At 59.7% G+C, this 13,931-nt stretch carries 15 protein-coding genes; 10 read left to right on the top strand and 5 right to left on the bottom strand.

The window, feature by feature from the left end:
• Nucleotides 1–35: 35 nt before the first annotated feature.
• The gene (locus tag ACIQJ2_RS10730) at nt 36–599 is read right to left on the bottom strand and encodes a GNAT family N-acetyltransferase (RefSeq protein WP_400673587.1); all 564 of its coding nucleotides are present in this window, start codon (nt 597–599) and stop codon (nt 36–38) included.
• 355 nt (nt 600–954) lie between these two features.
• On the opposite strand from ACIQJ2_RS10730, the gene ACIQJ2_RS10725 reads away from it, so the two are divergent.
• Nucleotides 955–1,944: a glutathione S-transferase family protein gene (locus ACIQJ2_RS10725; RefSeq protein ID WP_400673584.1), complete on the top strand. Its 990-nt coding sequence runs from the start codon at nt 955–957 to the stop codon at nt 1,942–1,944.
• A gap of 42 nt (nt 1,945–1,986) precedes the next feature.
• Here ACIQJ2_RS10725 and ACIQJ2_RS10720 read toward each other — a convergent pair whose 3' ends face one another.
• Nucleotides 1,987–2,478: an NUDIX domain-containing protein gene (locus tag ACIQJ2_RS10720; RefSeq protein WP_400673581.1), complete on the bottom strand. Its 492-nt coding sequence runs from the start codon at nt 2,476–2,478 to the stop codon at nt 1,987–1,989.
• A gap of 50 nt (nt 2,479–2,528) precedes the next feature.
• Here ACIQJ2_RS10720 and ACIQJ2_RS10715 point away from each other — a divergent pair, with 50 nt between their 5' ends.
• The 6 genes from ACIQJ2_RS10715 to ACIQJ2_RS10690 all read left to right on the top strand — a co-directional run bounded on the left by ACIQJ2_RS10715 (nt 2,529) and on the right by ACIQJ2_RS10690 (nt 6,540).
• Nucleotides 2,529–3,467, top strand: coding sequence for a metallophosphoesterase family protein (locus ACIQJ2_RS10715; protein WP_400673580.1), 939 nt, complete (start codon nt 2,529–2,531; stop codon nt 3,465–3,467).
• Between the two features lie 91 nt (nt 3,468–3,558).
• The gene (locus tag ACIQJ2_RS10710) at nt 3,559–4,125 is read left to right on the top strand and encodes a hypothetical protein (protein ID WP_199142569.1); all 567 of its coding nucleotides are present in this window, start codon (nt 3,559–3,561) and stop codon (nt 4,123–4,125) included.
• Between the two features lie 207 nt (nt 4,126–4,332).
• A complete protein-coding gene (locus tag ACIQJ2_RS10705) occupies nt 4,333–4,845 on the top strand; it encodes an RNA polymerase sigma factor (RefSeq protein ID WP_400673579.1) in 513 nt (170 codons plus the stop codon).
• Nucleotides 4,846–4,866: 21 nt separating this feature from the next.
• A complete protein-coding gene (locus tag ACIQJ2_RS10700) occupies nt 4,867–5,694 on the top strand; it encodes an anti-sigma factor (protein WP_199142573.1) in 828 nt (275 codons plus the stop codon).
• A 99-nt stretch (nt 5,695–5,793) separates the two neighbouring features.
• Nucleotides 5,794–5,997 (top strand): hypothetical protein, encoded by a 204-nt coding sequence (locus tag ACIQJ2_RS10695; RefSeq protein ID WP_199142574.1) that lies wholly within the window; start codon nt 5,794–5,796, stop codon nt 5,995–5,997.
• A gap of 81 nt (nt 5,998–6,078) precedes the next feature.
• Nucleotides 6,079–6,540, top strand: a complete 462-nt coding sequence (locus tag ACIQJ2_RS10690) for a GNAT family N-acetyltransferase (protein WP_400673578.1) — start codon at nt 6,079–6,081, stop codon at nt 6,538–6,540.
• A gap of 101 nt (nt 6,541–6,641) precedes the next feature.
• Here ACIQJ2_RS10690 and leuA read toward each other — a convergent pair whose 3' ends face one another.
• A complete protein-coding gene (leuA, locus tag ACIQJ2_RS10685) occupies nt 6,642–8,354 on the bottom strand; it encodes a 2-isopropylmalate synthase (RefSeq protein WP_400673576.1) in 1,713 nt (570 codons plus the stop codon).
• A 328-nt stretch (nt 8,355–8,682) separates the two neighbouring features.
• Nucleotides 8,683–9,867, bottom strand: coding sequence for a benzoate/H(+) symporter BenE family transporter (locus ACIQJ2_RS10680; protein WP_400673574.1), 1,185 nt, complete (start codon nt 9,865–9,867; stop codon nt 8,683–8,685).
• A 191-nt stretch (nt 9,868–10,058) separates the two neighbouring features.
• On the opposite strand from ACIQJ2_RS10680, the gene ACIQJ2_RS10675 reads away from it, so the two are divergent.
• Both ACIQJ2_RS10675 and ACIQJ2_RS10670 read left to right on the top strand, forming a co-directional pair.
• Nucleotides 10,059–10,844, top strand: coding sequence for a DeoR/GlpR family DNA-binding transcription regulator (locus tag ACIQJ2_RS10675; RefSeq protein WP_400673572.1), 786 nt, complete (start codon nt 10,059–10,061; stop codon nt 10,842–10,844).
• A 16-nt stretch (nt 10,845–10,860) separates the two neighbouring features.
• A complete protein-coding gene (locus ACIQJ2_RS10670) occupies nt 10,861–12,057 on the top strand; it encodes an MFS transporter (RefSeq protein WP_400673570.1) in 1,197 nt (398 codons plus the stop codon).
• A gap of 222 nt (nt 12,058–12,279) precedes the next feature.
• Here ACIQJ2_RS10670 and ACIQJ2_RS10665 read toward each other — a convergent pair whose 3' ends face one another.
• A complete protein-coding gene (locus ACIQJ2_RS10665; protein WP_199092608.1) occupies nt 12,280–12,867 on the bottom strand; it encodes an ATP-dependent Clp protease proteolytic subunit in 588 nt (195 codons plus the stop codon).
• A 230-nt stretch (nt 12,868–13,097) separates the two neighbouring features.
• On the opposite strand from ACIQJ2_RS10665, the gene ACIQJ2_RS10660 reads away from it, so the two are divergent.
• The gene (locus tag ACIQJ2_RS10660; protein WP_400673568.1) at nt 13,098–13,910 is read left to right on the top strand and encodes a DUF2076 domain-containing protein; all 813 of its coding nucleotides are present in this window, start codon (nt 13,098–13,100) and stop codon (nt 13,908–13,910) included.
• Nucleotides 13,911–13,931 lie beyond the last annotated feature (21 nt).

The following is a 13,931-nucleotide window of genomic DNA, read 5'->3' as shown; positions in this document are numbered from 1 at the left end:
TAGCACGGCGATCATCGTCTATCCGTCGAGGAACTTTATACCGCGATCGCCGTCAGAGGCTCGATCTCGTCGAAATCCTCGTCCTCGTCGATAATGGAATAGTCCCGCCAGGCGATCGTGCCCTGCAGCCGCTCATGCGTGTCGGCGGCAATGGGCACGACCAGAACGCGGTTGGGATCGACGGGGCCTGGGAATGCCAGAGCATTATAGGCAACTTTTTCGAAACCGAGCGGGCAGTAGTAAGGCGGGTCGCCAACGAGGATGACAGCCTCAGAACCCTTGCGCTTGGCCGCCTCGACGGCAATCCGCACGAGTTCCCGGCCAATACCCTTGTTCTTGTGCGAGGGCCGAACAGCAAGCGGCCCGAGCAAGTGCCCCTTCACGGTGCCGGCAAATACCGGCGTCATCCGCACCGAAGCAATCGTCTCTCCGTCATCGGCGCAGATGAAGGACAGGGATAGATCATGCGGCCCCTGCTCGCGAATTCGCGCAGCGGCGCGTGTAAACCGGCCGGGACCAAATGCTTCTTCGTTGATGATTTCGATGGCAGCGTCGTGCGACGCATCCTCAGTGAGGTAGATCAAATCGTGCTTGTACATTAGACCAAGAAAACCGGATAGACAGACGGAATTGTTCTCGAAGGCGCTCGTAGAGCGTTCGGGATCATCGGCGTCGTCGTAGGCTTCTGGTGACTTTCATGACAAGTGGTCCTCAAAGTGTGGCAAGCCCGATAGCAGGAAATATCCGGCGCGTCCAATGCAAAATGATTGTTGCCATTTGTTGATGCAAGATCGTGTCCGCTTGATGACGGCAGCGTAAAATACCAGCCCCTCCCGAATGTCGGCATGGTAGTTCGCCGCGGCTACGCAGTGTTCATCGTTTATCACCTCGAAATTCCGCCGCTATGACGTATCTTCCGCAACATCCTCTGCAGAATTCCGAAAGGACAGAACAATGGGCATGTTGGTAGACGGCATCTGGCACGATGTCTGGTATGACACCAAGGAAACGAAGGGCCATTTCAAGCGTGCCGCCTCGCAGTTCCGCAACTGGATCACCCCTGACGGTGCCGCCGGCGCGACCGGAACCGGCGGGTTCAAGGCGGAGGCCGGACGCTACCACCTCTATGTTTCGCTTGCGTGCCCCTGGGCGCATCGCACCCTCATCTTCCGCAAGCTGAAGAAGCTGGAGGATCTTATCACCGTCTCGATCGTCGATCCGCTGATGCTGGAAAACGGCTGGGAATTCAAAGGGAAAGACGGAGGAACGGTCGATCCGCTTTTCGGCGCCAAGGCGCTCTGGGAAATCTACGTCAAAGCCGATCCGCACTACTCCGGCAGGGTGACCGTGCCCGTTCTCTGGGACAAGCAGACCGGTACGATCGTCAATAACGAATCAGCTGAAATTATCCGCATGTTCAACAGCGCCTTCGACGGACTGACCGGCTGCCGCCAGGATTTCTACCCCACCGATCTCCGTGCTGAAATCGATACCCTGAACGACATCGTCTACGACACGGTCAACAACGGCGTTTACAAGGCCGGCTTTGCGACGACGCAAGAAGCCTATGAAGAGGGTGCCCGCCGCCTCTTCGAAACACTCGATGTGCTCGACAACAGGCTATCAACACGACGCTACCTGTTCGGCGAGCGTCTGACCGAAGCGGATTGGCGGCTCTTCACCACGCTGGTTCGTTTCGATGCCGTCTATGTGGGCCATTTCAAGTGCAACATTCGCCGCATCGCAGACTATCCGAACCTCCCGGGATACCTTCGCGACCTTTACCGGATTGCCGGCGTGGCCGAGACCGTGAACCTCTTCCATATCAAGAATCACTATTACCGCAGCCATAGGGCGATCAACCCGACCGGCATCGTTCCGATCGGCCCCGAGCTGGATTTCGATCGTCCGCATGGCCGGGAGCGGCTCGCGAACGCTGCTTGATCGAGCCCCGCAAGATCGCCGCCACACGCGGACTGGCGGCGACTACCAGTAGCTGGAAGGGCGCGCGGCCCCTTCCAGCTCTTCCAGCCTACGAAGAGTCGCATTGGTCGTCCCGGGCGGTAGTGCACCGAGCGAAAAGAACCCGCTCTCGACGATCTCGCGATCCGGCTTGCGCGGCGCGGTCTGCGCCACTTCCACGCGGTAGAAAACCACATGATCGCGCTTGCTCGTGCGATTGTTGAAATAGACGTGGAAGAGCTGCGGCTCGCCCGAGATCACGAGATTGCCCTCCTCGCGCAATTCCTTCTCAAGCGCCTGCCCCACCGTCTCGTGGCGTTCGACGCCGCCGCCGGGCATGTGCCAGCCGGCGATATAGGAATGACGCACCAGAAAGATCCGGCCTTCAGCGTCGAAACATGCGGCACGTACGCCCAGCGTCATGCTGCGGGTCAATGTGAAATAGACGTGTAGAGCCCGGCCGAACAGCTTCTCCCAAACACTACTTTTCTCGTTTCGTGCAATCTTGTCGCTCATGCGCAAACCGTAACGCCCCACCCCTTATTCGAACCGGCCATCTATTTGTTTTGGCGATGGAGTGGGCTATGTCTCACCCCATGTTCAAGCTCGCGCATATTTCCGACGTCCATCTAGGCCCCTTGCCACGTCTTTCGATCAGAGAGCTCGCCTCTAAACGTATTACTGGATTTGTGAACTGGCACAGGAACCGGCGCAAGCATCTTTTTGGCAATACGCTCGACCTCCTTCTGGACGACATCAAGGCGAAACAGGCCGATCATCTCGCCGTGACCGGCGATCTCGTCAATCTTGCGAGCGGCATCGAGATCGAGACGGCGGCTGCATGGCTGAAAACGGTCGGGGATCCCATGCATACCTCGGTCGTTCCCGGCAATCATGATGCCTATGTTCCCGGATCATACGAGAAGGCCATGCGCGCCTGGTATCCCTATGTCAGGGGGGACCGCGCTCCCGCCGAATGGCAGGAGGATCGACATGTCTTCCCTTATCTGCGGATCCGGGATCAGGTCGCGCTGATCGGCTGCTCGACTGCGGTCGCGACGCCGCCTTTTGCCGCCAGCGGCTTCTATTCGGCCCGCCAGGCGCGCGAGACGGTCAATATGCTGCGCGCCGCCGGCGATGCCGGGCTCTTCCGCGTCGTCATGATCCACCATCCGCCGATCCGCGGCGCCACCAGCTTCTACAAGCGCATGATCGGCATTCGCCGCTTCGCGGCCGCCATCTCGACCGGTGGTGCCGAGCTCGTTCTCCATGGCCATACCCATCTCAATACCCTGCACTGGCTGCGCGGCCATACCGGACCGGTGCCGGTCGTTGGTATTGCGTCGGCGTCTCAGAGCATTGGCGGCTTCAAGCCGCCTGCCGCATATAATCTCTTTACGATCGCCGGCCGTCCGGGTGCCTGGCAGCTGAAGGCCGAACGCTACAATCTCGACGCAACGGGCGAAGGCGTCGAGACAAACGGTATCGATATTCTGGCGCCGTGAAGGGCGTTTTGCCATCCTAAACCCCATCGTTTCGGTAGCGTTTTCTAAGATGCGGAGCTACAATCGCAATCTAGGAATCCCGGAGGATGATATGGGTCTCAAGGTCGTGACGAAGAACTCCGCAATGACCGCTCTGGTTGCGGGATTTTTGCTTGCCACCAGCCTGCAGGCTTTTGCGGCCGGCTCGGAAAGCGATGAAACAGCCCCGCCGCCGAAGAGCAAGACCACGACCGAGTGCACTGACGGCAAGGTGTGGGATAAGGATAAGAAAGAATGCGTGAAGCCGAAGGAAAGCGGCTTCAACGACGACGAGCTGTTTCGGGCCGCGCGCGAGTTCGCGTATGCCGGCCAGTATGAGAATGCCATCACTGTCCTGAAGCTCGCCAAGGACCAGAACGATCCCCGCATCCTCAACTATCTCGGCTATTCCAATCGCAAGGCCGGTCGTATGGAGCTTGGCATGAGCTACTATCGCAAGGCCCTGCAGCATGATGCCAATTACATTCTGGCGCGGTCCTATATGGGCCAGGCGCTGCTCGAGCAGGGCGATGTTCAGGGCGCGCGCGTTCAGCTTGTCGAAATCCGCGATCGCGGCGGCGAAAACACCTGGGCCTACCGCTCGCTGCAGCAATCGCTCAAGGGGCATGTCGTTTACTGAGGAGTGATCCATGGCATGCTGGCGACTCGCCAACTCGATGACAGGCAACCGAGCGGGTATTTTTGAAGGCTTGCGAAGCAGCACGAAAATGGTTCATACCAACACAGGACGATCATTCCATTCGCATCGCCCTTCCCAAGGGAAAGGCCTCGATTTGCAGGAAGAGATCGCCCTCGTCACAACCTCCAACGTCTCTTCGGAACCCCCATGCCCACGCCGGTAGCTGCCATCGATATCAGACGAGATTTGGTCGGCCTCCTTCCGAAACTCCGCCGTTTCGCGATAACGCTGACCGGCGACCTGACGGAAGCCGATGAACTCGTCCAGAGCATCTGTCAGCGCGGCATCGCCAAGTTCCATCTGTGGAATGGCCTCGGCAAGCTGGAAAGCTGGCTTTATACGATGGCCCGTAATCAATGGGTCGATGAGAGCAGGCGTCACAAGCTGCGCGCCGCCTCCAAGGGCAACGCTCTCGAACAGGGAGAATTGGCGTCCGGCCTGCATCCAAATCCTGTGGAAGCCGGAGAAGCGCACCGTTTGGTCACATCTTTGCCCGAAGGACTTGCCAGTGTCTTCCTGCTGGTCGATGTCGAAGGGCATAACTACAAGCAGGCGGCCGATATTCTCGGCATTCCCTTGTCGGCCTTGACGTCGCGGCTTTCCAGCGCCCGCCTTTATCTCGCCTCCCAAGGTCACAGCCGTTCGTCTCGAAGGTTTTAAGCAGTGCAGGACATGAAGAAAATGCCGCTCGAAATTCGCCTGTCCGCCTTTATGGATGGCGAAATGAGCCGTGACGAAAAGGAAGAGCTGGAAAAGCTGATCGCCTCGGACCCGGAGGCGCGCCGAATTCTCGATGAACTGCGGCATGGTTCCGATGTCGGCCGAAAGGCTTTCGAAGAGGTTCTGAAAGAACCGGTTCCGCTCGCACTCGTGCGTTCGATCAAGAGCGCGCAGCCTCCGAAATCACGCGACGCCGCCGCCCCTCGCCTTGCACGCCCCTCATTCAAGCTGGCGCCGACGGGCAGGCAATCGCTCGCTGCAGCGCTCATCCTGTTTGTACTCGGCGGCGGCATCGGCTATCTCTTCGGCATGCAGCCAGCGGATGTTCCTGCGGCAGCACCCCTTACTCCGGCACAGACGGCAGTACGCAACTGGCTCGATGACATCGCTGCCTACCATCGCATCTATTCGCGGCAACCGCGCCATATGGTCGAGATGCAAGCGAGCGAGCTGGATGAAATCAGCAAATGGCTATCGAGCACGGTCGGCGTCAAATTCAACTTCCCGGATCTCGCTGCCGACGGGCTGGTCTTTCAAGGCGCCCGCATGTTCATTGCCGGCGGCAAGCCAGTGGGCCAGTTGATCTACAAGAATCTTGACGGGGACGTCGTTGCCATCTGTTTCACCAAGACTGACGGCGTGGCGAACAACGGCAATTTCGACGAAACCATCAAGGACGATGTCAGCATCGTCTCCTGGTATCGCGATGGTGCCACCTACGCCGTCGTCGGCCCGTCCTCGGACGCGATGCTCGACCAGATCGCCAACAGGGTGTCCTCGGAAATCTGATAGCCCTCCCCGCGCTTTGCAGCTTGCAGCCACCGGCAGCCCGATGGATAATGCCGTGCGATAATCGCACTGCATTGTCATCTTCGTTGGAGTTGCAACATGTCGGACGTACTGCTGACCATTCCGGAAATCGACAGACGCATAGCGGTGATCAGGGAAAATCTCCGCGAACTGATCGAGCAGGCAACCGCCTTTTCCGGCGCAGCCGACGAAGAGCGGACATCGGAGCGCATCGCCGATCAGGAAGAAGAGCTTGAGCGACTGACGAAACAGCGCGACGCGCTCGCAAACAAAAAGCCGTGAATGCAACGATCGCGAAGTTTCCAGGCTTCGCTTGCGGCCGGTTTAGTCGCCAGCCGCTCCCTCTCTCCGTGAGCGAAACACATGACCGATAATTTTCTTGTCCGGCCCTTGAAGCGGCAAGACTACGAACAGTGGCTTGTCCTGTGGGAAGGCTATAACAGGTTTTACGGACGCTTCGATGCGACGGCGCTTCCCACTGCCATCACGCAGATGACGTGGGAACGTTTTTTCGACGCCTACGAGCCGGTGCACGCGCTCGTCGCGGAAAAAGACGGGCAGCTTCTCGGGCTGACGCATTACCTCTTTCACCGCAGCACGACGGCCATCGAACCCAGCTGCTATCTACAGGATCTGTTCACCGTTGAGGCCGCCCGCGGACTGGGGGTCGGCTCGGCCTTGATCGAATCTGTTTACGCAGAGGCCCGACAGGCGGGCTCCCCTCGCGTCTACTGGCAAACGCACGAAACGAATGCGACTGCGATGCGCGTTTACGACAAGATGGCCGAACGCTCCGGCTTTGTGGTCTACCGCAAGCTATTGTGAAACGGCTGACCAGCCCGCTGCGACATCCCCAATCGCCAAAGAAAAATCCCCTCGACGATAGCCGAGGGGATCGAACTCTGTTGAAGTTCTGCGGCTGAATGTCAGCCCTTTGAAGCCTTGATATCGAGCACGCGGTTTGCAGCCGAGACGATCGCCTCGAGAGAGGCGGCGACGATGTTTGTATTGATGCCGGCACCGAAGAGTTTGCCGCCCTCATAGGAAATCTCAACGTAGGATATCGCCGCGGCGTTGGAGCCATGCTGCAGTGAATGCTCCGAATAATCCTCGACTGACATCGGCGCGCCGAGATAGATCGAGAGCGCGTTGATAAAGCCGTCGATCGGTCCATTGCCGCGACCTTCGATGCGCTTCACCTCGCCATTGTCGGAAATTTCGGCCGCAACGATGCGCTGCCCCTTATGTTCGGGATCAGCGAAGGTGTGGTGATCGACGAAGCGGATGCGGGCGCCGGGCTGCGTCACGTAACGCTCGATAAAGTGCTCGTAAATGCGCTTGGAGGGTAGCTCCTTGCCTTCTTCGTCGGTGATGCGCTGGATTTCCTCGCGATATTCCACCTGCAGATTGCGCGGCAGGTTCAGGCCGTAGTCCTGCTGCATGATATAGGCGATGCCGCCCTTGCCGGACTGCGAGTTGATGCGGATGATCGCCTCATAGGTACGTCCGACATCCTGCGGATCGATCGGCAGATAAGGCACTTCCCAGACCGGATCATTGGCGACCTTTGAGGCCTTCATGCCCTTGTTGATCGCATCCTGATGCGAGCCGGAGAAGGCCGTGTAGACCAGTTCGCCGACGTAAGGGTGACGCTCGCCGATGACCATCTGGTTGGAATATTCGAAGACTTCCTTCATGCGCTCGATGTTCGAGCAGTCCAGTTCCGGATCGACCCCTTGCGTGAACATGTTCAACGCCATGGTGACGACGTCGACATTGCCAGTGCGTTCGCCATTGCCGAACAAGGTGCCTTCGACGCGGTCGGCGCCGGCCATCAAAGCCAGTTCGGCGGCAGCGATGCCCGTGCCGCGGTCATTGTGCGGGTGCAGCGAGATGATCAGGTTTTCGCGGTTGTCGAGATTGCGGCACATCCACTCGATCTGGTCGGCGTAGATGTTCGGCGTCGCCATTTCGACCGTGGACGGCAGATTGATGATCAGCTTGTTATCGGCAGTCGGCTTCACAACGTCGATGACGGCATTGCAGATCTCCAGCGCCACATCCAGCTCAGTGCCGGTGAAGCTCTCGGGCGAATACTCGAAGCGATAGCCACCGCCGGCCTTGGCCGCCATGTCGGTGATCATCTTGGCCGCATCGACGGCGATCTGCTTGATGCCGTGCACATCCTTGGCGAACACCACGCGGCGCTGCAATTCGCTGGTGGAATTGTAGAAATGCACGATCGGCTTGTTGGCGCCTTCCAGCGCCTCGAAGGTGCGGGTGATCAGTTCCGGGCGGCACTGCACCAAAACCTGCAGCGACACATCGGCGGGCACATTGCCCTGCTCGATGCACCAGCGAGCAAAATCGAAGTCGGTCTGCGAAGCAGAAGGGAATCCGATCTCGATTTCCTTGAAGCCCATGTCCAGCAGCAACTGGAACATGCGCGCCTTGCGGTCGTGGCCCATCGGATCGACGAGCGCCTGGTTGCCGTCACGCAAGTCGACCGAACACCAGATCGGCGCCTTGGTGATGACTTTGGACGGCCAGGTCCGGTCGGGAATGTTGATTTGCGGATAGGCGCGGTATTTCACCGTCGCTTCGGGCATGCCTTTGGGGGAATGGCTGTTCGCGTCCATGGTCTCGTCTCTTCCTTTCCCGTCATTTTATCCCGCGTCTTAGCCGATCGGATGCGGCTTGGCGATGATAAATGCGGACCCTTTGCGGGTATGCTGTCGATTTTAGGGTAAGTCGCGAGGAGCGATGGCCAGCGGGCTTTTCGGCCGCCGGGCGCTCCTCAAAGGACCCGGCAACCGCGCGTAAGGCCGAGGAGGAGAAGCGAAGTGAGGGCGCGCGTATTGTCACGCAAGGCTACGCGCCCACGTGCAATCTGCTCAGAAATCTTTGCGCCAGTCGTCTTCATGGCCGCGCTTATAGCCGCCGGATGGCGAAGAAGCAACCCCCTGCTCACTTCTTCAGCATTTGCACGCCGCGCGACAGCGCCATCATCAACCCGCCGGCGACCAGACCCCAGAAGGCACCGGAAATACCGCCGAAGGAAACGCCCGATGCCGTAACGAGGAATGTGATGGCCGCAGCTTCCCGCGATTCCGGCTGCTGGAAGGCATTCAGTGCCGAATTCGACAGGGCGCCCACGAGCGCCAGACCGGCGACAGCCTCGATCAGGATCGGCGGCGCCAGCGCGACGAAAGCCGTGACGGCACTCGCGAGCAAGCCGAGGATGACATAACCAATGCCGGCAATGATCGCCGCCCAATAGCGCCGCTTGGGATCGCTATGAGCATCCTGTCCGGCGCACATAGCCGCCGTGATGGCAGCAAGATTGACGGCATGGCCGCCGAAGGGAACGGCAAGAAGAGAGAATACGCCCGTTACGGCGAACAGTGGACCCGGCTTCGGATCGTAATCATGCACCTTGAGCACCACGATGCCCGGTATGTTCTGCGACGCCATCGTCACGATGAACAGCGGCAGTGCAATGGACACGATGCCGGCAAGGGTGAAGACAGGCTTTACGAATTCCACCGTCGGCAACAGCGAATGCTCGATCGAACCAAGCGCGCCGTCCGGTATCTTCACGCCGAAGGCCAGAACCAGCGCAAAGGCGGCAAGGGCCGCCGGCACCGCCCAAAGCCGCTTGAACGAGCCGACGACGATCCAGGCAAGAATGATCGGCAGGCCGAAAGCAGGATTGAAGGCGATCGCCTTTACCGGCGCAAAACAGAGGCCGATGAGCACACCGGAAAGCATGGCATTGGCCAGCGGCGCCGGGATGGAGGCCACCGCGCGGCCGAACGGGCGGAAGAGTCCGGCAATGACGATCAATATTCCGCAGATGAGGAAGGCGCCGACCGCCGCCGAGAAGCCGCCTTCGATCGCCCCGCCGCTTGCCAGCAAGGCAGCACCGGGCGTCGACCAAGCGATGCTGATGGGCAATCTGGTGGCTGTGCTGAGCACGATCGCGCAAAGACCCATCGCAACCGAGAGCGCCATCAGGCCGGAGGCGGCCTGGGCGTCCGTGGCTCCCACCACCTGCAGGCCGTGAAAGACGACCGCGAAGGAGCTGGCAAAGCCGACAAATGCCGTAAGGCAACCCATGAACAGGCTTTGAACGGAGAAATCTTTGAGCATAGCAACGGAGACTCGAACGAGGAGCGATTGAAACCGCATGGAGCATTACGCGCGTCCGGCGTGCAAGTGCAGTTTCGCGACAAAATGACGGTGTCGATTGTCAAATCGATTGCCGCATGTTTCACGGTCGATTCTAAACGTGCATGAACGTGCATATTGACTCTCTTGTTCATGCACGATATTGCAAATTTATGAGCACTTCATTGCCACTGTCCCGCCGCGACATTATAGAGGCCCGCCTTGCCGAGGGGCGGCAAGTCGTGGCCGCATCGGTCGCCGCAGAGTTCGAGGTCTCCGAGGATGCAGTGCGCAGGGATCTGCGGGCGCTCGCGGCCGAGGGCAAATGCCGGCGCGTCTATGGCGGCGCACTTCCTCTTTTCACGCCTTCCCAGCCCATCTCGGCCCGGATCGGCAAGGCTTCCGCTCGAAAGAAGATACTGGCGCAGGCGGCCGTGACGATGATCGAGAGCGGGGAGTTCGTATTTCTCGACAGCAGCAGCACCAACCTTGAAATGGTTGACCTGCTGCCGAAGGGCTTCGACGTGACGATCGCCACCAATTCCGTAGAAATCGCCAGCGCCATCATGAAGCGCGGCGACATCCCCCTGGTTGTTATCGGTGGCGCGGTCAATCCTGTCGTGGGCGGATGCGTCGATGCGTCGGCTGTTGCCGCAATCGCCGCTCTGAACATCGACCGCTGCTTTCTCGGGGTCTGCGCGATTTCGGCGAGAACCGGCATCAGCGTGTACGAACATGCAGACGCGATCTTCAAGCGCATGCTGCTCGAAAGAAGCGCATCGCGGATCGGGCTGATCACATCTGAAAAGTTTCACGAACGCGCGCCGCACCGAATAGGCGGCGCAGCTGATATCGACAGACTGATCGTCGAGGATGACCTGCCTGACGACGACGAAAAGGCCGCAATCGCTGCCGGTTTCTCGCTCGTCAAGCCGCGCGACGTGACGTCCTCCTCCTGATTTCGAAGGACAAGCAATGACTGCGCAATCAACTGACCGGCCGGAAACCCGGCTGGCAACAAGGCTGGCTTTCCTGGTGGGTGGATTCAGTCTCGCCTGCTGGGCGCCTCTCGTGCCCTTCGCAAAGGCCCGGCTCGGCGTCGACCATGGCGTACTCGGCATGCTGTTGCTTTGCCTGGGTCTCGGTTCGGTCGCCGCGATGCTTGCCACCGGTATGTTGAGCGCGCGCTACGGCAGCAAACCCATCATCATTGCCGGCGGCTTGGGTCTCGCGCTCACCTTGCCGACGCTGACTTTGGCCAGCACACCATTCACGCTGGGCGTTGCACTGGCGGTCTTCGGCGCTTTTCTCGGATCGCTCGATGTCGCCATGAACATCCACGCCGTCGAGGTCGAAAAAGGTGCCGATCGGCCGCTGATGTCGGGCTTTCATGCGCTTTTCAGCATCGGTGGCTTTATCGGCTCGTTGCTGGTGACGCTGCTGCTATCCGTCGGAGCCGGCCCCTTCGTCGCAACAATGCTATGTGCGGTTCTGATGGTGGTCGCCATGGTCGTCGCATGGCCAAAACTGCTGAGGACGGTTCCCTCGGAGGATGCACCGCTCTTTGTCATTCCCCGCAGCTTCGTCCTGTTGCTGGCTGTCCTGGCTGCTATCACCTTCCTCGTAGAAGGCGCCATTCTCGACTGGAGCGCCCTGCTTCTCACCACCCAGGGCCTGGTCGATGCGAGCCATGGCGGCCTTGGCTATATGCTGTTTGCAATCGCCATGACGATAGGACGTCTGGCCGGAGACCGGATCACGGCAAAGCTCGGAGACAGGGCGATGATGCTATGGGGCGGGCTTGTCGCCGTAGCCGGCTTTGTCGTGCTTCTCCTGAGCCCGATTGCGATCCTTGCCATGGGCGGCTTCCTGCTGATCGGCTTCGGCGCCTCCAATATCGTGCCGGTACTCTTCCGCAAGGGAGGGGCACAGACGGTGATGCCGGCGGGATTGGCCATCGCGGCCATCACCATGACCGGTTATGCCGGCGTGCTGATCGGACCTGCAAGCGTCGGCTTCGTGGCCAATCATGTCGGCCTGCCCGCCTCATTCTGGATGCTCGCCATCTTGCTCTGTGCCGCACCTCTTTGTGCCGGCATCGTGACACGAAACCGGGATCGGGACGAAGCAGGCACGGAAGCTCATCCTTCTTACCGCTCTGTGGACACCTGATATTCCGGCTCGATGCCAGCCGGATCGAACCGGCAGCGGCAAACAGTTCGCCACCTCTGGAAACGTTGCACCCTCTCGAGTGGCGAAAGCTGGCGGCGGATCTTTCCGCCGCCAGCCCCTTTTTCTCAGCCGGAGCGATCGGTTCCATCTCCCCAAAACGAAAAACGCCCTCGCCTGCCTTGCGGCAAACGAGGGCGTTTTGTTTAAGCAAAACCCGCTAGATCAGATGTCTGCCTGCGAGGTCACGATACGCGAGACCAGACCATAGGCCTTGGCTTCTTCAGCAGAGAGCCAGTAGTCGCGGTCCGTGTCCTTGGCGATCTTTTCGATCGCCTGGCCGGTTGCTTCCGAGAAGATCTTGTTCAGGCGCTCGTTCATCTTGATGATCTCGCGAGCCTGGATCTCGATGTCGGAAGCCATGCCGCGCGTGCCGCCAGACGGTTGGTGCAGCAAGAAGCGCGTGTTCGGCAGGCAAATACGGCGCTCCTTCGGGGCGGCGACATAGATCAATGCACCGGCGGAAGCGACCCAACCTGTGCCGATCACCCAAACCTTCGGCTTGATGAACTTGATCATGTCGTGAATGGAATCGCCGGATTCGACATGGCCGCCGGGCGAATTCACATAGATGCGGATGTCGTCATCACTGGCCGCAGCGAGCGCTACGAGCTGCGAGCAGACCTTCTGCGCCAGCTCCTGCGTGATGCCGCCATAGATGAAGATCGAACGCGACTTGAAAAGATTCGCCTCCGCGTCCTTGCCCAAAGGCTGCTCGGTCTTCTTGTCTTCCTGTTCGTCTTCGTCGTTCATTCAACTCTCCAGCAGATGCGTCGTTCACCGCACATAGTGCGACTCAATGCGTAAAACAATGCTGGAAAAAGACAAGGCGGGAATAGCGACTGACAACATGGTGTTATGGTTGCGGATTACCGAAATGTAACTTGAACGGCTTTGAAAAGCCGAGATTGGATCCTACGTCAGGTTAGCGCGAGAGGAATCGCGCCCCGAATTTACAGCAACAGATCACCAAGGAGGCCATCATGTCGCCTGAAGAACGTCAATTGCTCGCCTCTCTCTTTGACCGCGTACGCTCGGCCGGAAGCACCCAGCGCGACGCAGATGCAGAGGCCTTCATCAACCAGTCGGTCCGCGACCAGCCCTATGCGCCTTATTTTCTGGCGCAGGCGGTCATCATGCAGGAACAGGGCATGAAGGCTGCGGCCGATCGCATCCAGCAGCTCGAAGCCCGCGTCCATGAGCTTGAGCAGCAGGCGGCCGACAGTCACCCGCAAGGCCAGAGCGGCGGTTTCCTCGGCGGAATAGGCTCGCTCTTCGGCGGCGGCCAGCAACAACAGCGTCCCCCCGCACCGCAGGCCGCCAGCCCGCAGCAGCAGGGCCGTCTCTATGACGACTACGCGCGCAATGCACCACAGCAGCAGCCCGGCCCATGGAGCGGCCAACCGCAGCCGCAGCCATCCGGCCCCTGGAGCCAACAGGCGGCTGCACCTTCGGCGGGCGGCAGCTTCCTGCGCGGTGCGCTTGGCACGGCTGCCGGCGTAGCGGGTGGCGTGATGCTGGCGGAATCGCTCTCCAGCCTCTTCAGCCCGCACCTCGGTGGCACAGGCGGCGGTCTCTTCGGCGGCAATGCCGGCAGCGGCCTCTTCGGAGCCACGGCAGCCAACGCAGCCGAACAGCCTGTGCAGGAAACCATCATCAACAACAACTATTTCGGCAATGACGATCAGAGTGATCAGAGCGCGGCCGATTATGCGCAGGATGCTGCCCAGGACGCTCAGGACGACGACAATGACGATTCGTTCGACAATAACGACGACGATAGTTCGTTTGCTTGAACCGGTACCAGCTTAACAAAA

Source organism: Rhizobium sp. NPDC092011 (genome assembly GCF_044756305.1).
Lineage (GTDB): Bacteria > Pseudomonadota > Alphaproteobacteria > Rhizobiales > Rhizobiaceae > Rhizobium.
This window is presented reverse-complemented; position numbering and strand designations above follow the sequence as displayed.